Below are 22,137 nucleotides of genomic sequence, written 5' to 3' on the forward strand. Positions count from 1 at the left end.
GTGGACTTCAGTGATCGTTTTCGGTGGTCAGCGAGGAGAGCCGCGTACCTTCGTCTCCGCCCTTAGCGCGTAGGCTCACACCGTTCTCGCGCCCCTCGTGAAAGACGATGCCGGCGCTCATCAGAGCACTTCTCAGCGCCTCGATCTGCCCCGAGGCAGGATCGTTGGCTCCGCTCTCGAAATCCTTCACATCCTGCTCTGCGAGTCCGACCCTGCCAGCGAGATCCGCTTCCGACCAGCCCAGCATTCCGCGGGCGGCCCGCGATTGCGCAGGGCTCATCGTATTCAGCCCTGATCCACCACGCCCGCTCTCGTCCAGTCCCGACACGGAAACTCTCCCCTTCCTCGGCGGCGCTCCACCTGCCGCAGCCTCTAAGCTGGCTTAACGAGGCTGGCATCGGGATAGTTCACGTACAGCAAGCATGGAACGTCGTTTAGGAGGGGATGATCATGAAATCTCGCCGCCCGCAGTCTTGACCATATTTGTGCTGGAATCTTATCCGATGGGCGGTTGCACCCTGTCCACGCGACGCATCGGCCGACGCCGACCCTGGTGTGTGGCGCACGGTCCAAATGATCACGCCTCGAAACCGGGGTGAGGCGCGCGACGACGCGAGTTCGATTGATGATGACGAAGGAGGGCCTGACGATGAGAGCGATGCTGTTCGCCGTGATGGCTTTTGCCGCGACGGCAGGGATGCCGATGACGGAGGCAATGGCGCAGGGATCCAACGTCACGGGTTTCGGCAAGGACAATCGCGAGAAGCCAGAGAAGAAACAGTATGTTCCGGCCGCCAAGGCTCAGGAAAAGATGTTTCCCCTCGACGCGACTTGGACTGCCGTGAGCCTGAACGGCAAGCCGTTCAACGGCACCGACCGGCCGAGCTTCATCATCGACAAGCAGTATCGCGCACGCGGCTATGGCGGGTGCAACACCTTCGCCGCCACGGCCTTCCCCCTGCGCGAGCAGCATCTTGCGGTCGGCCCCCTCGCCTTGACGAAGAAGCCTTGCGACAAGGGTACCGGAGCGAGCGAGCAGGATTTCTTCATCGCCCTGCGAACCGCTGCCCAATGGGACCTCGTAGGCTCGCAGCTGGTGATCAAGAGCCAGAAGGGCGAACTGAAGTTCGACCGCGCGCTCTAAATCTCTGCGCTTGACCGGCAATCGCCGACCATACCGCCCCTCGTGAAAACGCGGGCCGGCAAGACACTCACTTTTTACGGCTCGTCTCACGAGCCGTAGAGCGGACCATGAGAGATTTCCCCGGGGCTGGCAGTGTCGTGACAGTCTGCGACTTGCTTCAGCGACTACTGCTGATGCGGGCTGCCCCGCACAGCCGAGCCATGAGCCCTGCGACCACGGCGGTGCAACTGGATCGCCCGGACGAAGCGCATCCCATGCTCTCGGGAATCGGCATGCAGACAGGTACGGGCCCGGGCGCGCGGGTCGTTTAGCATCTCGGCTAAACCTCCGAAGTCTTCGGGTCTGGTAGAGGCGTCGCAGAGAACGAGACCGGGCCGGGCCGGGCCGGGCCGGGCCGGGCCGGGCCGGGGCCAGTGCCGACTCCTTCGCAATTGTCAGCCTCTCTTTAAGATCGCATTGACGACGATCCAAGGTCGCGGCTTCAGCTTTACCCCTCGTTGAATGCCCCTGTCGCTTTCTGCCCATCACGGCTGAGCGCAGGGGACGCGAAATGGTGAAGCGGCTTGAATGGGCGACCGGCAGTATCGTCCGGCATGGCGTCTCCGAAGAGATGATCTACACTTGCTCGCCGAGCCTGCATCCGGCCGCATTCCGGATCGCATTGTCGGCACCGCTTTGTGCGACTTTTCTCGTGCTCTCCGCGATGATCCTGTTTACGTAGACGCCGCCTCTTCGCCGCCATGGCTGGGGCGCGACCGAGCAGATACTTCACGGGACGGGATAGAAGGCGGCGCCGGAGAACAATGTCCCACAGACAACGCATCAAGCAAATGAAAATGTCTACTGGCAACACTCGCACTTGACGACAGAGAAGATTTGTCTTTGCGTTAAGTCTATGAGCGATTGCTTCGCCTAGGACGACGCGATATCCCGGCGCGCACCGTGTGCAAGGTCGATCGACGCCTGCACAACGCATAAACGCCGCTCAGGAGATTTCGTCATGGCCGACACTAGCCCCTCGCAGTCCCGCAAACCCGGCCACGGCCATATCTACGGCTCGATCACGGAGACGATCGGCAACACGCCCCTCGTCCGGCTCAACCGGATCACCAAGGAGCGCGGCGTCGATGCCGAAATCCTGCTGAAGCTCGAGTTCTTCAACCCGATCGCGAGCGTTAAGGATCGTATCGGCGTCAACATGATCGACGCCCTCGAAGCCTCCGGCCAGCTGAAGCCCGGCGGCACGCTGGTGGAGCCTACCTCTGGAAATACCGGAATCGCCCTGGCCTTCGTGGCGGCGGCGCGCGGCTACCGCCTGATTCTCGTCATGCCCGAGACCATGTCCCTGGAGCGCCGCAAGATGCTGGCCTTCCTCGGCGCGGAACTGGCCCTCACGCCCGGTCCGCAGGGCATGAAGGGAGCGATCAGCAAGGCCGAGGAGCTTCTCAACGAGATCCCTGGCTCGATCATGCCGCAGCAATTCTCGAACCCGGCGAATCCCGAGATCCATCGCAAGACGACAGCCGAGGAGATCTGGAACGATACGCAGGGCCAGCTCGACGCCTTTGTCGCCGGTGTCGGCACGGGCGGAACGATCACGGGCGTCGGCTCCGTGCTGAAGCCTCGCCTGCCGAACCTCAAGGTCATCGCCGTCGAGCCGACGGATTCCCCGGTGATCTCCGGCGGTCAGCCTGGCCCGCACAAGATCCAGGGAATTGGCGCCGGCTTCATCCCGGGCAATCTCGACCGTGAGGTCATCGATGAGGTCATCACCGTATCGAACCAGGAAGCTTTCGACACAGCGCGGCTCCTCGCCAAGCTGGAAGGTATTCCCGGCGGCATCTCCACAGGCGGCAATGTCGCTGCCGCATTGAAGCTGGCGGCACGTCCGGAATTCCAGGGCAAGCGCATTGTCACCGTCGCGTGCTCCTTCGCCGAACGTTACATCTCGTCCGCACTCTTCGAAGGGATCTGACCTCTTCTTGGACCCATCCCGATCATCGGCGCCCCCTCACGGGAGCGCCTTTTTTCTGCGCGTCGTCCCCCGAAGGGAGTGAGCTCTCCAAGCGTCAGGCAACCTCACGAGCCTTCGACAGGTTGAACCTCCAACATTGGAGGAAACCATGAGCAACGAGCAGCGCGAGCGCCCCTCGCTGAAGGATTTTGACGCTTACAGCGATCGCAACGGACAGGGTCTCGGCCAGGACGATGCCCGCGACATCGGTACTCCCGCCCGGACCCAGCACGACCTGAAGAGCGATCCGTCAGGCCAAGCCGAAGCTGCGCGCATCGCATCCGGCACACCGCGCCAGGACGCCACCGAGGCCACCGAGGCCACCGAGGCCGAGACGCCGCCAGAGAACCTGCGCCACATCGGCGATGCTTCTCAGACGAGCACCGTGTCGGAGGCTCTCGACCGCGCGACCGCACCGGTCGGCAAGGATTCGGAGGACGGCGCGTGAGCGAGAAGGACAATCCCACGGATGCAGCGACGCGCAAGCCCGACGACGATGTCGGCTCGCAGGGTGCACCCGCCGTAGGGGGCGGCCGACAAACGCCTGAACAGGAGGCAGCGCGCGATCAGGGGGCCGGTGGCGTCACAGATGCCGAGCGTAATCAGAACTGGAACGAGGCCGGCGGTCAGAAGGGTCGAAACCCGGCGCCGGTAGGCGGCTCGTCTAACGGGCAATCCGATCGCCGGCAGGATTGAAGATCACTCGAGAAGGTGGGCAGTCATGAGCGAGACCGAGAGCAACACCGCAAAGAATACGGGTAAGCCAGCCAATTCGGCCCCCGACGCCGTCATGGATCCCAATGAAAAGACCGACGGCAAGCCGGGTGAAGGGCCCACGCCCGGCAAAGGTTCAAAGGGCGGCACGACACCCGACGACGAGACTGATCCAGGCGGGGGTTGAGAGTTAGTGTCTTCCTTCCGCTTCTCGCAGCATAGCACGAGCGAACTATAGGTTTCGTTCGGTGTGGCGATCCAAGTCGGTCCGTCGTATCGAACGGTCGATTGTCGGATGTCGATCTCCTGATACGATGCGCGACAGGGAGATACATCCATGGCGACCACTACAGCCTCACAGGTTGAGCTTTCGATCTATGATCGAGACCTCGACCGGAATCCGGCGAACTATCAGCCGCTGACGCCGCTGAACTACCTGGACCGTTCGGCGCGTGTCTTTCCCGAACATATCGCCGTCATTCATGGCCCTCTGCGCCGAACCTATGCCGAATTGTATACACGGAGCAGACGACTTGCTGCTGCACTGACGGCGCACGGTATCGGACGCGGGGACACGGTCGCCGTGATGCTCGCCAACACGCCCGAAATGATCGAGTGTCATTACGGGATACCGATGACTGGCGCCGTGCTCAACACCTTGAACACCCGCCTCGATCCTGCAGGTCTCGCCTTCTGTCTCGACCACGGCGAAGCCAAGGTATTGATTGCGGATCGGGAATTCAGCCGCGTCGTTAGTGCCGCCCTGGAACGGGCGGGAGTGAGCCCACTGGTCATCGATGTCGACGATCCGGTCTATACCGGGGACGGCACGATCCTCGGACAGATTGGCTACGAGGCGTTTCTTGAAAAAGGGGATCCGGCACAGGACTGGGCCATGCCGGCGGACGAGTGGGATGCGATCTCGCTGAACTACACCTCCGGCACGACGGGCGACCCTAAAGGCGTGGTCTATCACCACCGCGGTGCGGCCCTTCTCTCGCTCGGCAACGTCATAACCGGTCAGCTTGGGCAGCACCCTGTCTATCTCTGGACGCTGCCCATGTTCCACTGCAATGGCTGGTGCTTCCCGTGGACGTTGTCCGTCGTCGCTGGCACCCATGTCTGCCTCCGGCAGGTCAGGGCGGGCGCACTCTACGCGGCACTGGCGGAGCACGGTGTCACCCATTTGTGCGGGGCGCCGGTCGTGATGCAGCTTCTGCTAAATGCGTCCGAGGACGAGCGTCGCCCCCTCCCCCGCCGGGTCGCCTTCCTCACGGCGGCTGCACCCCCGCCACAGGCGGTGCTCGCTGCCATGGGCAAGGCTGGCTTCGACGTCACGCACCTCTATGGCCTTACCGAGACGTACGACCCCGCAGTCGTGAATGCTTGGCATCGCGACTGGGACGCTCTTGATGACGAGTCGAAAGCGGCCAGGATGGCGCGACAAGGCGTGCGCTACTCTGTGCTCGAAGGCTTCGACATCCGAGACCCGGAGACCTGTGAATCCGTCCCCTCCGAAGGTGAGACCATGGGCGAGGCGATGTTTCGCGGCAATGTGGTGATGCGTGGCTACCTCAAGAACCCCTCCGCCACTCAGGCTGCCTTCGCCGGTGGCTGGTTCCGCTCTGGCGACCTCGGAGTGAAGCATCCTGACGGCTACATCCAGCTCAAGGACCGATCGAAGGACATCATCATCTCAGGCGGCGAGAACATTTCCTCCATTGAGGTCGAGGATGCTCTGTTCCGCCACCCCGCCGTCTCGGCCACCGCTGTAGTGGCGCGACCCGACGAAAAATGGGGCGAGACCCCGATGGCCTTCGTGGAGCTCAAAGCCGGCGCGACCGTGGAAGCCGATGCCCTGATTGCCTGGTGTCGCGAACGACTCGCTGGCTACAAGCTGCCCCGCAAGATCGTTTTTGGCGAGCTCCCCAAGACCTCGACAGGCAAGGTGCAGAAATACCTCTTGCGAGAGCGGGCGAAGGAAGAGTGAGGCCTCTATCCACTCCAGCCCCTCGTGTTGAAGCCCACGTCCGAGCCCACCTCACGATCGGGGAAGGCGAAACGGCATCGAGGCGATTCTTGTTGGCAGTATGAATGGAAAAGGCCGGGCGATGCCCGGCCTTTTCGTTACTCTTCGAATGCGTGGCGTTTTACGCGACGCCGCCCGAACGCTCGAAGCGCTTGCGCTCGTTGGGATCGAGGTAGGTCTTGCGCAGGCGGATCGACTTCGGCGTGACTTCCATCAACTCGTCGTCCTGGATCCAGGCCAGCGAGCGCTCGAGGGTCATGCGGATCGGAGGGGTGAGGCGCACGGCCTCGTCCTTCGAAGTGGTGCGGATGTTGGTGAGCTTCTTGCCCTTGAGCACGTTCACCTCGAGGTCGTTCTCGCGGTTGTGCTCGCCGATGATCATGCCCTGATAGACCTTGGCGCCGGGCTCGATCATCATCGGGCCGCGATCTTCCAGGTTCCACATGGCGTAAGCCACGGCCTCGCCCTTGTCGTTCGAGATCAGCACGCCGTTGCGGCGGCCGGGCATCTCGCCCTTGTAGGGCTCGTAGGCCTTGAACAGGCGGTTCATGATCGCGGTGCCGCGCGTGTCTGTCATGAGCTCGCCCTGGTAGCCGATGAGGCCACGGGTCGGCGCATGGAAGACGAGGCGCAGGCGGCTACCGCCTGAGGGCCGCATCTCGATCATCTCGGCCTTACGCTCGGACATCTTCTGCACGACGACGCCCGAGTATTCCTCGTCCACGTCGACCACGACCTCCTCGACCGGCTCGAGGACATTGTCGTTCTCGTCCTTGGAGAGCACGACGCGAGGACGCGACACGGCGATCTCGAAGCCTTCGCGGCGCATGGTTTCGATCAGGATGGCCAGCTGCAACTCGCCGCGGCCGGAGACGAAGAACGAATCCTTGTCGGCCGCTTCCTCGATCTTGAGCGTTACATTGCCCTCGGCCTCCTTGAACAGGCGGTCGCGGATCATGCGGCTCGTGACCTTGTCGCCTTCGGTGCCTGCCAGGGGCGAATCGTTGACGATGAAGGACATGGTGACGGTGGGCGGATCGATCGGCTGAGCCTGGATCGGGGTCTCGACCTGCGGGTCGCAGAAGGTGTCGGCCACGGTGCCCTTCACGAGGCCGGCGATGGAGACGATGTCGCCCGCCTCGCCGATGTCGATGGGCGCGCGCTCCAGGCCGCGGAAGGCCAGGATCTTCGAGACGCGGCCGGTTTCAACCAGCTTGCCCGTGCGATCCATGACCTTGATGGCCTGGTTCGGCTTCACAGTGCCGGACGCGATGCGGCCGGTGATGATGCGACCCAGGAAGGGATTGGCTTCGAGCAGGGTGCCGAGCATCCGGAACGGACCCTCTTCGACCTTGGCCTGAGGTACATGCGTGAGCACGAGGTCGAAGAGCGGCGCCAGACCGTCTTCCTGAGAACCATCGGGGGACGTCGCCATCCAGCCTGCGCGGCCCGAACCGTAAAGGATTGGGAAATCGAGCTGGTCGTCGGTCGCATCGAGAGCGGCGAAGAGGTCGAACACCTCGTTGACGACTTCCGTGATGCGAGCGTCCGGACGGTCGACCTTGTTGATCGCCACGATCGGCTTCAAGCCAATCTTGAGCGCCTTACCGACCACGAACTTGGTCTGGGGCATCGGACCCTCGGCGGCGTCGACGAGCACGATCACGCCGTCCACCATCGAGAGGATACGTTCCACCTCGCCGCCGAAATCGGCGTGGCCGGGGGTGTCGACGACGTTGACTCGGGTATCCTTCCAGACGACCGAAGTCGCCTTGGCCAGGATCGTGATGCCACGCTCCTTCTCGAGGTCGTTCGAGTCCATCGCGCGCTCTTCGACGCGCTGATTGTCTCGGAACGATCCCGACTGGGACAGCAGCTTGTCGACGAGTGTCGTCTTGCCGTGGTCGACGTGGGCGATGATGGCGATGTTGCGAAGCTTCATAAGGTATCCGGAAGCGAGTAGAGCCCGTCACGCGACGGGCCGCAGGAATGCGGCCGGCAGCGCCGGGTCACGGGATCGAGCTATCGCGTCGCAATATAAGGTGTAGAGCGTTCCGGCAAGGGGTGTGACTGCGTGTCTGCCTCTCATCTCGCGCCGCCGCCTCTCAAGATCGCCCGGAACCCGTCGAACGGCACCTATCCCACCGGATACTTATCCGTACGGAAATAGGGTGAATCCGGGTCGGCGCACGATCGCGCGGATTGGCGTATCGCATCGGAATGAGACGGCGGTCGAAGGAGCGTTCCGTCATGGATCATCGAGGCGAAGCGAGCATTCTGATAGCGCCTACGCATCTGCCCCAGGGGCGCCGGGCTCTCCACCCGACGCATAAGCGGCCATGATCGCGGCGAGTAAGCCCGGAAAACGTGCGTTCACCTCCGCGCAGCGCGAATGGTTTCGCATCTCGACGCCGTGACGCTCGCACCGGATCAAGCCGGCTTCGCGCAGTACCTTGAAATGGCTGGACAACGACGATTTCGGAATCGTCCGTTCCCCGACACCCGACAGCGCCGAGCAGGCCTCAACGCAGCCTGCCGTTGCGATTGCGGCGAAGATCGCTGCACGGCGGGGATCCGACAAGGCATGCAGAATTGCCTGTGGCTGGACGTCCTCGATCGCCGGGTGAAACAGCGGCCTCATATTTCATCCATTTGGGGCTTGACCTTCGCTCCATTAGTTCCGAATTTCCGAACTATGGAACTGAGGCCAACCAGTCCGAGCCAGTTCCCGTCGAAGGATAGCACATATGTCGAAGCTTGACGGAAAGGTCGCCGTAGTGACCGGCGCATCGAAGGGCATCGGTGCCGCGATCGCCAAAAATCTCGCACAGCACGGTGCCGAGATCGTGGTCAATTACGCCTCGAGTAGGGCGGGTGCCGACGCCGTCGTCGAGGCCATTACGTCAGCTGGAGGCAAAGCTATCGCGGTGAAGGCCGATGTCTCCAAAGCGGAAGAGGCACAGGGGCTGATCGAGGCGGCGGTAAATCAGTTCGGCCGCCTCGACGTGCTGGTCAATAATTCCGGCATCTACGAATTCGCGACGATCGAGGACGTGACCGAAGAGCATTATCGCCGTCTCTTTGACGTGAATGTGCTCGGCGTATTGCTCACGACCCAAGCGGCAGTGAAGCATCTTGGAGAGAACGGAAGCATCGTCAATATTTCTTCGGCCATCACCCATGTCCATACACCGGCCGCAGGGGTTTATGCCGGGACCAAGGGGGCATTGAACGCTATCTCGGGCGTGCTGGCCAACGAGCTCGCGCCACGCAAGATCCGGGTCAATGTGGTCAGCCCCGGCTTCGTAGTGACCGAAGGCACCCATACGGCCGGAGTCGTCGGCTCCGACATGGAGGCCGGCTTCATCGCGCAGACACCGCTAGGCAGGGCGGGCCAGCCGGACGACATTGCTGGGGTAGTCGCGTTCCTCGCCTCAGACGATGCCCGCTGGCTGACCGGCGAGGTGATCACCGCCAGCGGCGGTATTCGCTAAGCACGACACAACGCCCGCGCGCTTACAATCGGGTACGCGCGGGATCGATGAGCGCGATGTCGATGCCTACCTCACATGCTCGAGCGGTTCGGTCCCGCACCACTCGGCCACGAACAACGCAATGGCTTTGGTGATGCGCTTCACCGAGGCGAGGCTCACGCGCTCGTCGGAACCGTGGATGTTCTCGCTGATCGGCCCATAGCAGAGGGCCGGAACCCGGTCGTAGAGGGCGTGGACGCGGGTATCGAGATAGCTCGGTGACATGAAGCTCTGAAGATCGACGCCCACGGCCCGCTTGTGAGCGGCGGCGAGTACGGCCTCGGCCTCCGAGCCTTCGTCCAACTCGTAGCCTTCCGCGAAGAACCCGTTGAAAGCCACCACCGGTGGCGACTTTGCCAGGAACGGATCGGATCGGGCGAAAGTCGCCACCGCAGATTCAATCTCTTCCGCCGCATCCGCCGCCTTCACACCGGGATAAATGGCGATACGGCAATCGATCCGGCACCAGGCGGGGACGGAAGACGCCCAGTCTCCGCCCTCGATCCGGCCGACATTGAGGTTGATCGGATGGGCCTCGCCTTCGAAATGGCGGCGGCCTGCCTTACGGGCATTCCAATTCTCTTCGAGTTCGCGCAAGGCACCGATCACCCGATAGGTGGCATCGATGGCGTTGGCGCCAGCACCCATCTCGCGAACATGGACCGGCGTGCCCTGCACCTCGACCGTGAACCACAGCACGCCGGTATTGGCCCGCACGAGCGTCTCGTCCTCCGGCTCGGGGATCAGCACGGCATCGGCGCGGTAACCGTGCAGATGTGCCATGAGAGCTCCATTGCCGGTGGATTCCTCCTCGACCACGGACTGGATCGTGACCGTCGCCGCCGGCTGAAGGCCGATCCGCCTGAGCGCATCGAGCGCGAACAGGTTGGCCGCGTGCCCGGCCTTCATGTCGGCGGCACCTCGGCCGTACATCCAATCGCCCCGTATCACCGGATCGAAGGGCGGCTGGCTCCAGAGGTCGAGTGGGCCCGGTGGCACCACGTCCACATGTGCCTGCAGAATCAGGGAGCGTCCCGTCTCGTGGCGAGGCCGGTGGATGCCGACAACGATGGGCGCATCCGAGTGTCCCAGTGCGATCCTGCCTCCGCCAGGATGCGCGGCGATGGCCGTAGAATCCATGCGGATACGCTCCATCGCATAGCCGCGTTGCTCCAGGCATCGGAAGACATGGTCCTGAATCGCGTGCTCGGCGCCGCGCACCGACCCGAACCGGACGAGGTCCTGGATATGGGCGACCTGATCGGCAAATCCCTGTTCGACCGAGGCGGAGATGCGATCCGCGAGAGCGGGGTCGAGCGCCATGGATACTCCTCGTGAAAGCCTGTCGGGCAACCCTTCAGATAGGCCTATCCGGACGGTCGGAAAATCGGCCCCGGTTCAGACGAAGAACGCGGTGGCCATGGCGAGGGGAAGAGCGGCGATGGCTGCCGGACGGATCCAGGCCGGACGATAAGACATCAGCGCCACGACGATGAGCGCGGCCCCGGTGAGCGAGCCGAGCCATTGCACCGGACCGAAATTCCAGTCCGCCGTGACGACGGCGGCCGCGAAAGCCAGGGCGATGAAAAGCCAGCCCGCCACACGGAACGCTGTGTCGCGCCGCCGGGAGGGGCGCCCTTGGAACAGGGTCCGGCCATGCCGGTCCATGCTCAGGCAGAGGCAGGCGAGGCCGGAGAAGCTCAGGAGGGAGGTGAGGGAGACGGCAAGTGGCGTCATACGCGGGCGAAATCTCCGGTGGTACGGGCCGCTCTCCGCGATCCCTCATGGCGCCCGAGCTTTCGCGCGCCGAAGAGGAAAATCAGTGCGAGTGCCACCATGGCGGCGTTGAAACCCAGGAACTCGGTGCGCCATCCCGTCTGTGCCCAATCGACCAGAGGAACGGCCAGGAACAGCAGCGCGGCGGCATAGCTCATCTCGCCCCATGCCTGGCGATGTGGGCGAGCGTGGGAGACCAGGGCGGCGAGGAACCAGGCTGCAAAAAACACGCCACCCTCCCAGGATTCACGAGCGGCCCATCCTGCAGGAATCAGACGGTTGGCGAGGAAGAGCGCCGCCATGCCGATGGGAAGGCCGAGGATCGTACCGATATTGAGGGAATGGACGATGCGCCAACCGAGAGTGGGCCGCACGACCGCCTTCGGCGCCCGCGCCACGGTCCACAGGACGAGGCCAGTGGCGATGGCGGCACAGCCCATTAGGCCCGACAGGAAGAACAGGATGCGCAGGGCCGGCCCGGCGAAATGCGCCTCGTGCAGGCCGACGAAGCTCGTATAGGCATGCGCCGCCGGCTTCAATGGCCCGGTCCGTTCGACCACCTCCCCGGTCACCGCGTGTAAGGCGATCTGCGGATGGCGATGGGCGAGCCCGTGGGGCTCCTCGAACACCGCCACCACGGTGGCATTGGCATCACCGGGATTGTTGATCGAGACCATCTCGAGCGGCTCGCTCACCTCGGCCTGGGCGCGGCGGATGAGAGGACCGAGCGGCGCCGGCTCGGCCGGCTTGCCCTCGGCGGCTCGCCAGGCCGGCATCTGACCGGACTCCACGTAGAAGCGTAGCTCGTCGCCCTTGTAGGCGCTCACCATTCCCCACGGCATGTACATGAGCGCGAGCGAGACGATGCCCGTATAGATGATCATCAGGTGGAACGGCAGCGCCAGAACACCGGTGACGTTGTGCGCGTCGAGCCAGCCGCGCTGGGCGGATTTCGAACGCCGGAAGGTGAAGAAATCGGCGAAGATCCGGCGATGGGTGACGATGCCGCTGATGAGGGCGACGAGCAGGACCATCGCGCAGATGCCGACGATCCAGCGGCCGATTGCCGGGAGCATCTGCAATTCGAAATGGAAGCGGTAGAAGAAGTCACCGCCCTGTGTCGCCCGGGCCTCTGTCGGCGCGCCGGTATTCGGATCGAGGAGAGCCTTTCCGAACTCGCCGTCCGGCGTGACCATCCAATAGGCACCGATATATGGCTTGTCGGGCTGCGGCACGCCCACATACCAAGCCATCGCCTTTGGGGCATGGACCTTGAGATACGCGACTCCGAGTTCGGTCGCGCGAACCACGTCGTATTCCGCCTGCGCGCGTAATTCGGGCCGCATCCAGAGAGAGATGTCGGACTTGTAGTAGGTGGCAGTGCCGGTGACGAAGACGGCGAACATCACCCAGCCGGTCACGAGCCCCGCCCAGGTGTGCAGCCATGCCATCGATTGGCGAAAACTCTGCTTCATGCAGGCTGCACCGCGTTGCCGAGGGCGAGCCAGAGACCGGCGCCCAGGCACAAAGCCGGAAGCGCCAGCCCTATCGCCGCACGGGCGAGGGTGCGGGCGGAGAAGACCCAGATCACCGCACCCGCCATGATCGCGAAGCTCGCCAGGGTGGCGGCGGCAACGGCCTCCGAACGGTCGAGGGGCAAGGTCAGGGACAAGAAGGCCGTGGCAACGGCCGCCAGGGCATAACCGCCGAAGATCGCAAGGAGGGTCCGGCCGGCCACTATCAGGCGGTAGCGACCCTGCGATGGCGGTATACTCGGCTTGGTCATATCCGTCATCGGCGGTCGGCCCCGGTTTGCGAGGAAGCGGGCGCTCCCGGTCGAGGAGCGAATGACAAATGGGCTCAGCAACGCAGCGCCAGCAGAACCGATGGCCTCGGCGTCACGACGGTCGGCATCTTTGCTGAAACGCCGAACACCGAACGCTATACAAAGCCTCGTCTTCCCCGGGCAATCGCTATGTTGTGGAATGATTCCAAGTACAATGCCTGGACGAGCCTGCAGACACGCGAGCGACGGGCAGGCGGCGCTTGCGAGCACGCGCGGCGCGCTTGTAGAACGCTGGCGGTGACGGAGAACCGGGCGCGATGACCGATACGCTCGAGGCCTCCGACAGGGTCCGCACGCGTTGTGCTCTCGCCTGCACGGTGGTCGATCATGCCAGCGTCGCCTCTTGGCAGAATGGGGTTCCGCTCATCCGGGACATCACTCTGACCAATGGCGGTGATACCGATCTCGCCGATGTCACCCTCCATATCAGCGCGACGCCGCCGCTGTTCCGACCTACCACCCTGCCGATCCAGCGGATAACCGCAGGGGGCGTGCAGCGCATCGATGCACCGGGTCTGCGGATCGATGGAGCGATCCTGGCCGGACTACTGGAAAGCCGCCCCTGTACGGTGACGCTGACACTGATGAGCTCGGGCGAGGAGAGCGGGTTAGCCCGAGAGGAGTTCGACCTGCGGCTCCTGCCGCCCTCCCATTGGGGAGGCGCGGATGCGGCGCCCGAACTGCTCGCGGCCTTCGTCAGGCCCAACGACCCGGCCGTGGACGGCATCCTGCGCTCCGCCGCCGCGATCCTGGAGCGGGCAAGGCGGAGCACCGCCTTCGACGGCTATCGCAGCGGAAGGAAGGCCAGGGCCTGGGAGATGGCGGAGGCGATCCACGCGGCGATGGCGGCCCTGCGGATCACCTACATCCTGCCGCCCGCGAGTTTCGAACGGTCGGGACAGAAGGTCCGCGAGCCCGGAGCCATCGTCGAGCGGCGGCTCGCCACGTGCCTCGACCTCACCCTGCTCTGGGCGGCCTGCTGTGAACAGGCCGGGCTCAATCCGCTCTTGATCCTCACCCGCGATCACGCGCTCCTCGGGCTGTGGCTCGTGGACGAGACCCTGCCGGAAAGGGTCGGCGACGACGCTCAGTCCCTGCGGAAGCGCCGTGACCTGCAGGAACTGATCCTGATCGAGACCACCCTACTCACCGCCGATCCGCCAGGGAGTTTCGCGGATGCGGTGGCGGCCGGCGCGCGCTTGATCGATGTGGATGCCGAGTCCCCCCTGGAGATGGTCCTCGATCTGCGGCGCGCCCGTCTATCCGGCATCTCTCCCCTCGACACGGGCGAGCCCGGCGCACAGGCGCCGGCTCCGGAGATGGCGGCTGCGCTCGTCCAGGCGCTCGGCGCGCCCCCGTCCTTCGTCGAGGATCTCCCCGCTCCCCGCCTCGATCTGCCCCGTCGCGAGCCCCGCGACCGGCTGGAAGCCTGGAAACTACGCCTCCTCGATCTGACCCTGCGGAACAAGCTCCTCAACTTCAAACCGGGCAAGGGCTCGCTGACCCTCGATTGTCCCGAGCCGGGCGCTTTCGAGGATGCCCTCACGACGGGCCGTGCCTTCCGGCTCGTCGCTCGGCCCGCCCCCGAGGCGCCAATCGACGGGTCGGGGCAGGAACGCGGCGAGATCACCGTCGATGTCGGATTGGAGGAAGTGGAGGCGCGCCTCACCGACCTGTTCCGGCTCGCCCGCGGCAGTTTCGAAGAGGGCGGGGCCAACGTGCTGTTCCTCGCCTTCGGCTTCCTCACCTGGACCCGTGGCAACGGCATGCCGCCTGCCCGGGCACCGCTGCTGCTGGTACCGGCGGCCCTGACCCGCGCGAGCGTCCGCGCCGGCTTCCGTCTCGTCCGGCACGACGAGGAGGCGCGCCTCAACCCGACGCTACTGGAGATGCTGCGCCAGGATTTCGACCTCGACATGCCAGATTTCGCCGAGGGCTTGCCGGGCGATGAATCCGGCATCGATGTCGAGGCCGTCTGGCGTATCGTGCGCACCCATATCCGCGACCTGAAGGGGTTCGAGGTCACGACCGAGGTGGTGCTCTCGGCCTTCTCTTTCACCAAATTTCTGATGTGGAAGGATCTGAGCGAGCGGACGGACCTCCTGAAGCGCAGCCCGGTGGTGCGCCACCTCCTCGACACGCCGAAACAGGCCTACGGCGACGGCATGGGCTTTCCCGTGCCGGAACGTCTCGACGCGGAGCATCCGCCCTCCGGCATCTTTGCACCGCTGCTCGCCGATTCCTCTCAGCTCTCGGCGATCCTAGCGGCGGCCTCGGGCAAGGATTTCGTGCTCTTCGGCCCCCCCGGCACCGGCAAGAGCCAGACCATCGCCAACATGATCGCGCATTGTCTGGCGCTCGGGCGTACGGTGCTGTTCGTCTCGCAGAAGAGCGCCGCCCTGGCGGTGGTGCGCCGGCGCCTCGACGCGGTGGGGCTGGGCGCCTGCTGCCTCGAAGTCCATGCGGCTAAGGCCCAGAAGACGCACGTCATCGCGCAGCTACGCGAGGCCTGGACCGCGAGGGGCGGCGAGAACGTCCCCTGGGAGGACGCGGCCACCGATCTCCAGCGCCGCCGAGAGGGCCTGAACGGCGTGGTTGAGAGCTTGCACACCACACGGGCGAACGGCCTCAGCGCCCATACGGCCATGGCGCGGGTCATCGCCGACCGGCAGGCCGGCCGGGAGGGTCTCAGCCTCGTCTGGCCGAAGGACGCGACCTCCGCGCCCGGCCACCGGGATAACCTGCGCGTTCAGTGCGGTGAGCTTGCCGCCCTTCGCCCCATCGTCGGGGACATCGCGAACCATCCCCTCCGGGGCATCGGCGCCATCGCTTGGTCGCCCCTGTGGCGGGCCGAGATGGAACAGGCCGTTCCCGAACTCGCCCGCACGCTGCCGGACTTCGCGACATCCGGCCAACGTCTCGCCGAGGCGATGGGCCTGACGCCCCTCGGCCGGACCTATGACGGCCTGCGCGCGCTGTCCTCCCTCGCCATTGCCCTGTTCCGGCCGGAGGCGCGAATGGGCCTGCGCTTCCTCGGCCCCGAAGGCGCGGCCTTGCGCCAAGCCGTCGAGGCGCGTCGCACCCGACAGGACGAGCTCGCCCGGCTGAATGCCCGGCTCTTCGTCCCTTACGCCTCCTCTGTGTTCGGCAACGACCTCGACCGCCTGCTGGCCGAGTGGCGCGAAGCGAAAGCCTCGAACTTCTTCCTGCGGGGGTGGCGCCTCGGCCGGGTCCGCGACCTGCTCGCCCCCTTCGCGCAAGGGAATGCACCGGAGGATATCGGGCCAGAGCTCGTCACCCTCGCCGAGATCAAGGCCCTGCAGGCGACAAGACCCGCTCCGACGGAAGTTCTGGAGAGCGCCACCGTGGAACTCGGGCATCCCTGGTCGGATCCGGCGGCCCCCGCCGACCTTTTCAGCGCTCCGATGGCCTGGGCGACGCGGCTCGCACCGGTCATCACCTCCATGGCGCCGCTCGTCGGAGGCCCGGACATCGTCCGCGCGAGGCTCGCCGCGTTCCTCGACACAGAGGATGGCAGGCTCGAACCTGGCGGCAGCCTGGCCTTGGCAAAGGAGGATTTCACGACGCGGAGAAGCGCCGCCGTGAAGGCGATCGAGACGCTCGGGCGTCTGGCCGGCAGGGCCAAGCCCGACCGCCCGGTGGAGACGGAGGGCGATTGGGTGGCCGGCACCCTCGCCGTTGCGGAAGGCTGGCGGAGGGCGCTGCCCAAAGCGCAGGCCTGGGCAGGTTGGCAGGTGGCAGCGAGCGCGGCGACGAAGGCGGGGCTCGGGCCGCTCGTCGCCGAGATCGAGGCGGGAACGCTGAGGGACGACGCCATCCTCCCGGCCTTCGAGGGCGCCTATGCGCGCTGGTGGATCGACCACGCGGCGACCGAAGACATCCGCCTGCGCGACTTCATGGGCCAGCGCCACGAAGAGGCGATCCGGGGCTTCGGCGAGGCAGATTCCCGGCTCTCCGGCCTCGCCGGGGCGGCGGTGCGTGCCCGCATCGGTGGCGGCGTACCGCTCGCCGGCGCCTTCGGCACCGATCCCGAATGGGGCACGCTGGCGCGGGAAATTACCAAGCGCGCCCGGCACATACCCCTGCGCCAGCTCTTCGCGCGGATGCCGAACGCGCTGACCCGCCTGACGCCTTGCTTGATGATGAGCCCACTCTCCATCGCCCAATATTGGCCGGCCGAGGCGAAGCCGTTTGACATTGTCATCTTCGACGAAGCCTCGCAGATCGCGCCGTGGGATGCCATCGGTGCCATCGCGCGGGGCCGGCAGGTGGTCATCGTCGGCGATCCCGAACAATTGCCGCCCACCAATGTGGGCGATCGCGGGGTCGACGAGATCTCGGACGGTCTCGACGTCGCCGATCAGGAGAGCATCCTCGACGAGTGTCTGGCGGCGCACCTGCCGCAAAGGCGCCTCGCCTGGCACTACAGAAGCCGGCACGAGAGCCTCATCGCCTTCTCCAACCGCCACTATTATCGCGGCGGGCTCGTCACCTTCCCCTCCCCCGTCACCGAGGACCGGGCGGTGCGGCTCCAGCTCGTGGCCGATGGGCTCTACGAGCGCGGCGGGGCGCGGGTGAACCGGCCCGAAGCGCGCGCCCTGGTGGCAGAGGTGGTCGCCCGCCTTTCGGACCCCGCCTTCGCGGCGGAGGAGCGCTCGCTCGGCATCGTCACCTTCAATGGCGAGCAGCAGCGCCTGATCGAGAATCTGCTCGATGCCGAGAGGCGGGGTAGGCCAGAGCTGGAGCAGTTCTTCGACGGGCGGATCTGGAAAGAGCCGGTCTTCGTGAAGAACCTCGAGACCGTGCAGGGCGACGAGCGCGACGTGATCCTGTTCTCGGTGGCGGCAGGGCCGGATGCCACGGGCCGGATCACCGGACAGATCAGTTCGCTCAACCGCGAGGGCGGTCACCGACGCCTCAACGTGGCGATCACCCGGGCCCGGCGGGAGCTCGTTGTCTTCGCTTCGATGCGGGCCGACCAGGTGGATCTCGGCCGTGGCAGCGCCCGTGGCGTGCGTGATTTCAAGCACTTCCTCGCCTTCGCCGAGCACGGTGCCGGCGCTCTCGAAACGGCGGCCGCTCCCACGGGGGGAGACATCGAATCGCCGTTAGAGGGCGCGGTGATGGCGGCTTTGGCTGCACGGGGCTGGAGAATCGTACCTCAGGTCGGGGTTTCCGCCTTTCGGATCGACCTCGGCATCGTCCATCCCGACGCTCCGGGGCGCTACCTCGCGGGCGTCGAATGCGACGGGGCGACCTATCACCGGGCGGCGACGGCGCGGGACAGGGACCGACTGCGCGATTGGGTGCTCACCGATCTCGGATGGCGCATCCACCGGGTCTGGAGCACCGATTGGTGGAACGATTCGCAAGGCGCCCTCGACCGGCTCGACACGGCGTTGCGGGCCGATCTCGACGCCGACAGGGCGAAGCCGGAGCCGGTCGCGACCGAGCCGGACACTCCCGATATCCCCCGAGTGGAGCCCCCCGGCCTCTATCAACCCGCCGACCTGTCGGGCTTCTCTCCCAATGCCGCGCGCTTCCAGGATGTGGCTTACGAGGCCACGCTGGCGGCGATGGCGAGCGAGGTGGTCCTGCGCGAAGGTCCTGTTTTCGCTGACATTCTCGCCGAGCGCTTGCTGCGCGCCCACGGGTTTGCCCGGATCACGGCCCGCCTGCGCCAGCGCGCTTTAGCGGCCGTCGATCCCCACTGCCCCCATACGAGCGAGGGTGAGCGCATCGTTCTCTGGCCGGGGGGGGCACCCGCCGGGCCGGTGAGGTTCCGGCCGGCTCGAGGGGATGGGCGAGCGCCCGCCGACATCCCGCTCCAGGAACTCGCCGGCCTCGCCCGCGACCTCGATCCGGCACCCGGCGTCGAGGGGCGGATGGCCGCGCAGCTGGGCCTCGGCCGGATGAGCGAGGCGGTCCGCGCCCGGTTCGCCGAGGCCGCCTCGCTGGCGCGGGAGAGTGAAGCATCGGCCCCGAAATCCGTCGGATGAGACGGGCGGATCGACCGCCACGCGACCCCCGTTTCGACCGTCATGGGACAGGGGTTTATGGCGGTACGCGACGTGAAAAAGCCCCGCCTGGTAAGGCGGGGCCGATGACGGTGCCGCTGGAGCCGTGCGCGTAGATTTAGGCCGCGAGCTTCAGGGCTTCGGGAGCGTTGTCGTTGACGAGAACGAGCTCGCCCGCCGTGATGGTGGAGGTGTTCGAGGTGGGGGTCAGGCGATCGGCGACGAAGGCCACCAGGGAGATGTTGGCGGCAGCGGCGACAGCGACGGCGGTGAGAATGAGAGCGGTCATATCGGTGTTCCTCGGGGCATTGCGTTTGCGTTGCAGCATGTATGACAGCCCGCCCGCCGAGCTGGTATACCAAACGCCAAATACCACTCATGCAGTCCGCGCATGGAATGCACGATATCCTGCGAAGCCCTGCATTTAACGCACTATGGTGCATGCTGAGCCGCAAGCTCGATCCGCCCCTCCCCCACCCGAAGGTCCCAGCCAGATGCCCCGCCCCACCACAGCCCTCGTCGCCCTACTTCTCGCGGCATGGTCCTTCGACGCACGAGCACAGGATGCGAACCGGGTGCGCGCGATGAACGCGGTGAGCGACCTGGCGCGGGCGCATCGCGAGCAGACGGAGACGCTCCGGCGAATGGAGACGGTCCAGCGCGATCGGGCCCGTGCCGATGACAGGATTCGGCGCAACGCCGAACGGGACAGCCGTTCGATGCGCCGCTTCGACCGCTGAACCGGCATCGACGGCAGCCAGCGCCCTCCTCCGTTACCCGCGCCCTGTCGTCGTCAAACTCTGACGGTTGGTACCCGCCCTGGGTGTCCGAGATGGGTGGTGAGCGGATCGGCCGTTCTCCGCGAAGCTCGAGGATGGAGCTGCCGTTCCGGTTGGATCACCGAGTTACGTTCGACATGTCCGCACCGCGCGCAAGGTGAACAGCCACACGAGCAGGGCCGCAGCGCTGAACGTCGCTCCGAGCGCCGAGACACCGGGCCAGCCAGCCCGGGCATAGATGGACGTCGCAGCAGCGGCGCCGAGGGCGCTGCCCACTGAATAGAACACCATGTAGCCGCCGATGAGCCTGCTGCTGGCTTCGGGACGCAGGGAGACGATGAGGCTCTGGTTCGTGACATGAACGGCCTGCACGGCGAGATCGAGCAGGACGACGCCAAAGATCAGGGCCGGAATTGATACCGGTAGTAGCGCAATCGGCGCCCACGATACGAGCAGAAGCACGAGAGTGGCTCCTGTCGTCCATTGACCATGGCCCCGGTCCGCGAGCCGCCCGGCCCCCGTCGCGGCCATCGCTCCCGCCAGGCCTACGAGGCCGAACAGGCCAATCCAGGTATGGGAGTAGGAGAAGGGCGGCGCACTGAGCGGCAGCACCAGAGCGGTCCAGAATGTGCTGAACGACGCAAAGATCAGAAGCGCGAGAACACCCCGAACCATCAAGACCGGCTCGCTGAGGAACAGGATGGGGACCGAGCGAAGTGCAGCGACGTAGCTGCCGGTTCCGGCCGGGATCCGATGCCGTGGCAGGACGCGCACGAGCAGGCCGACGAGGGCGAGCGACAGGATCGCGGAGACCAGATAGACCGCTCGCCAGCCACCGATATCGGCCAGTATCCCGGCCGCGAAGCGCGCCGCCAGGATGCCGATCACGATGCCGCTCGTGACTGTACCGACCACCCGACCTCGTTCGGTCGGTGTCGCGAGCGTCGCGGCGAATGCGACCAGGACCTGAACCACGACGGCGAGCAACCCAACCGCCGCCATGCCGGCGAACAGGATCGCTCCGGACTTGGCCGTGGCCACTGCCACCAGCGCGAGCACCGACAGAAGCCCCTGGCCGAGGATGAGGCGACGGCGGTCGATGAGATCGCCGAGCGGCACGATGAAGATCAAGCCCAGCCCATAGCCGACCTGGGTCAGGGTCACCACGAGCCCGATCGCGGCAGGCGAGATGCCGAACTCCTGCGCCATCGCATCGAGCAGGGGCTGGGCGCAGTAGATGTTCGCGACGCTTAAGCCGGCGGCGACGGCGAAAATCAGGATCGTCGTCCTGGGCAATGCCCCCTCCGGCTCGGTAGAGGTTCGCTCATCTCTTCCGTGCGGCATGGCGGTCCTGTCGATGAAACCCAATCTGGTTTCATCTTGAGACCACTTGTACCCGGCCCATTCCAGTTCTAAATTGAGACCAGTTTGGAACGGGAGCGTACCTTCGTGGCAAAGCGCGTCAGCCTCTGGAACGCCGGGTGCCCGGTTGCGCGCGCGCTCGATGTCATTGGCGACTGGTGGTCGCTCCTCATCATCCGCGATGCTTTCGACGGTGTTCGGCGCTTCAGTGAGTTCCAGAATGGTCTCGGCATCGCCAAGGGTATGCTGGCGACCCGCCTTTGCGACCTGACCGAACGGGGAATTCTGGAGACGGCGCCCGCCTCGGACGGGACCGCCTACCGGGAATACGTCCTGACCGAGAAGGGGCGCGGCCTGTTCCTCGTCATCGTCGCGCTTCGACAATGGGGGGAGGCTCATCTCTATGGGCCGACCGATCGCCGGTCTCGCTTGGTCGATCGTGAAGTCGGGGCTCCGGTCGCTCAACTCACCTTGCGATCCGCCGATGACCGTCGTCTCGGTTGGTATGACACGCGGGTGTTGAAGCCAGACGTCACCTGACAAGGTGACGTAGCGACGTCGAAAGCGGATAAACCGCATAGCGGAGCGGTCGTTTCCGCCCATGATCAATGTCCGCTCTCAGCGGATGGCGGCGGCCGCTGGATCCGTCGACGTTGGGCCGAAAGTGGGCCCGGCAGCGGGCACCAAACGTCGGATTTCCGCCCCCAGGGCTGACGGATTCAGACATCTGCCCAATGGCTGTTCCCTCTATCCAGGAAGATTCGACAGGCGCGCCCGCCACCCGTCCCCTGTAAAAAGAGGGGGACTCAGGCTGCCCGCCAGATGGGTGAATGCCTGAGCCCCCCGGGGCGAGCACATGCCGGAACGGACAGACGTCCGAGATCGAACGCGCTATCTCGTGG

The 22,137-nt window shown here is 65.4% G+C and carries 19 protein-coding genes; 10 read left to right on the forward strand and 9 right to left on the reverse strand.

The genetic code is table 11. The features are described from left to right. Nucleotides 1-7 precede the first annotated feature (7 nt). Entirely contained in the window at nt 8-328 is a 321-nt protein-coding gene (locus tag ACYQR9_RS00900; protein WP_244478154.1) for a helix-turn-helix domain-containing protein, read from the reverse strand. Nucleotides 329-649: 321 nt separating this feature from the next. Between ACYQR9_RS00900 and ACYQR9_RS00905 the strand changes: the two genes are divergently transcribed. The 6 genes from ACYQR9_RS00905 to ACYQR9_RS00930 all read left to right on the forward strand — a co-directional run bounded on the left by ACYQR9_RS00905 (nt 650) and on the right by ACYQR9_RS00930 (nt 5,862). Continuing rightward, nucleotides 650-1,144, forward strand: a complete 495-nt coding sequence (locus ACYQR9_RS00905) for an META domain-containing protein (RefSeq protein ID WP_056434721.1) — start codon at nt 650-652, stop codon at nt 1,142-1,144. Nucleotides 1,145-2,144: 1,000 nt separating this feature from the next. Further along, nucleotides 2,145-3,119 carry a cysteine synthase A gene (gene cysK, locus ACYQR9_RS00910; protein ID WP_207412226.1) on the forward strand — a complete coding sequence of 325 codons (975 nt, stop codon included), beginning with the start codon at nt 2,145-2,147 and terminating at the stop codon, nt 3,117-3,119. Nucleotides 3,120-3,267: 148 nt separating this feature from the next. Continuing rightward, nucleotides 3,268-3,606: a hypothetical protein gene (locus ACYQR9_RS00915; RefSeq protein WP_461228383.1), complete on the forward strand. Its 339-nt coding sequence runs from the start codon at nt 3,268-3,270 to the stop codon at nt 3,604-3,606. After that, nucleotides 3,603-3,854 (forward strand): hypothetical protein, encoded by a 252-nt coding sequence (locus ACYQR9_RS00920; protein ID WP_311276284.1) that lies wholly within the window; start codon nt 3,603-3,605, stop codon nt 3,852-3,854. The genes ACYQR9_RS00915 and ACYQR9_RS00920 overlap by 4 nt, the downstream gene beginning before the upstream one ends. Before the next feature lie 25 nt (nt 3,855-3,879). Then, a complete protein-coding gene (locus ACYQR9_RS00925) occupies nt 3,880-4,059 on the forward strand; it encodes a hypothetical protein (protein ID WP_056434484.1) in 180 nt (59 codons plus the stop codon). A gap of 150 nt (nt 4,060-4,209) precedes the next feature. Continuing rightward, nucleotides 4,210-5,862: an acyl-CoA synthetase gene (locus ACYQR9_RS00930; protein WP_461228384.1), complete on the forward strand. Its 1,653-nt coding sequence runs from the start codon at nt 4,210-4,212 to the stop codon at nt 5,860-5,862. Nucleotides 5,863-6,022: 160 nt separating this feature from the next. Here ACYQR9_RS00930 and typA read toward each other — a convergent pair whose 3' ends face one another. Then, the gene (gene typA, locus ACYQR9_RS00935) at nt 6,023-7,843 is read right to left on the reverse strand and encodes a translational GTPase TypA (protein ID WP_056434487.1); all 1,821 of its coding nucleotides are present in this window, start codon (nt 7,841-7,843) and stop codon (nt 6,023-6,025) included. A gap of 345 nt (nt 7,844-8,188) precedes the next feature. After that, on the reverse strand, nt 8,189-8,542 hold the full coding sequence (locus tag ACYQR9_RS00940; protein WP_461228385.1) for a helix-turn-helix domain-containing protein: 354 nt from the start codon (nt 8,540-8,542) through the stop codon (nt 8,189-8,191). Nucleotides 8,543-8,648: 106 nt separating this feature from the next. Here ACYQR9_RS00940 and ACYQR9_RS00945 point away from each other — a divergent pair, with 106 nt between their 5' ends. Next, entirely contained in the window at nt 8,649-9,395 is a 747-nt protein-coding gene (locus ACYQR9_RS00945; protein WP_461228386.1) for a glucose 1-dehydrogenase, read from the forward strand. A 66-nt stretch (nt 9,396-9,461) separates the two neighbouring features. Here the strand turns inward: ACYQR9_RS00945 and ACYQR9_RS00950 are convergent, their stop codons facing one another. The 4 genes from ACYQR9_RS00950 to ACYQR9_RS00965 form a co-directional block, all read right to left on the reverse strand. Beyond that, on the reverse strand, nt 9,462-10,757 hold the full coding sequence (locus ACYQR9_RS00950) for an ArgE/DapE family deacylase (RefSeq protein WP_461228387.1): 1,296 nt from the start codon (nt 10,755-10,757) through the stop codon (nt 9,462-9,464). 75 nt (nt 10,758-10,832) lie between these two features. Continuing rightward, complete coding sequence (locus tag ACYQR9_RS00955) at nt 10,833-11,171, reverse strand: DUF3325 domain-containing protein (RefSeq protein WP_461228388.1); 339 nt, start codon at nt 11,169-11,171, stop codon at nt 10,833-10,835. Further along, on the reverse strand, nt 11,168-12,685 hold the full coding sequence (locus tag ACYQR9_RS00960; RefSeq protein ID WP_461228389.1) for a PepSY-associated TM helix domain-containing protein: 1,518 nt from the start codon (nt 12,683-12,685) through the stop codon (nt 11,168-11,170). Before ACYQR9_RS00960 ends, ACYQR9_RS00955 begins: the two co-directional genes overlap by 4 nt. Next, nucleotides 12,682-13,005 carry a hypothetical protein gene (locus ACYQR9_RS00965; RefSeq protein ID WP_056434500.1) on the reverse strand — a complete coding sequence of 108 codons (324 nt, stop codon included), beginning with the start codon at nt 13,003-13,005 and terminating at the stop codon, nt 12,682-12,684. Before ACYQR9_RS00965 ends, ACYQR9_RS00960 begins: the two co-directional genes overlap by 4 nt. Nucleotides 13,006-13,313: 308 nt before the next feature. Here ACYQR9_RS00965 and ACYQR9_RS00970 point away from each other — a divergent pair, with 308 nt between their 5' ends. Further along, nucleotides 13,314-19,076, forward strand: coding sequence for a DUF3320 domain-containing protein (locus tag ACYQR9_RS00970; RefSeq protein ID WP_461228390.1), 5,763 nt, complete (start codon nt 13,314-13,316; stop codon nt 19,074-19,076). A 136-nt stretch (nt 19,077-19,212) separates the two neighbouring features. On the opposite strand, the gene ACYQR9_RS00975 is transcribed toward ACYQR9_RS00970, so the two are convergent. Next, nucleotides 19,213-19,383 (reverse strand): hypothetical protein, encoded by a 171-nt coding sequence (locus tag ACYQR9_RS00975; RefSeq protein ID WP_461222337.1) that lies wholly within the window; start codon nt 19,381-19,383, stop codon nt 19,213-19,215. A 205-nt stretch (nt 19,384-19,588) separates the two neighbouring features. Between ACYQR9_RS00975 and ACYQR9_RS00980 the strand changes: the two genes are divergently transcribed. After that, on the forward strand, nt 19,589-19,834 hold the full coding sequence (locus tag ACYQR9_RS00980; protein WP_461228391.1) for a hypothetical protein: 246 nt from the start codon (nt 19,589-19,591) through the stop codon (nt 19,832-19,834). Between the two features lie 165 nt (nt 19,835-19,999). Here ACYQR9_RS00980 and ACYQR9_RS00985 read toward each other — a convergent pair whose 3' ends face one another. After that, nucleotides 20,000-21,217, reverse strand: coding sequence for an MFS transporter (locus ACYQR9_RS00985; RefSeq protein ID WP_461228392.1), 1,218 nt, complete (start codon nt 21,215-21,217; stop codon nt 20,000-20,002). Between the two features lie 105 nt (nt 21,218-21,322). On the opposite strand from ACYQR9_RS00985, the gene ACYQR9_RS00990 reads away from it, so the two are divergent. After that, nucleotides 21,323-21,775, forward strand: a complete 453-nt coding sequence (locus ACYQR9_RS00990; protein ID WP_461228393.1) for a winged helix-turn-helix transcriptional regulator — start codon at nt 21,323-21,325, stop codon at nt 21,773-21,775. The last annotated feature ends 362 nt before the right edge of the window (nt 21,776-22,137 follow it).

Source organism: Methylobacterium sp. CM6241 (assembly GCF_054817845.1).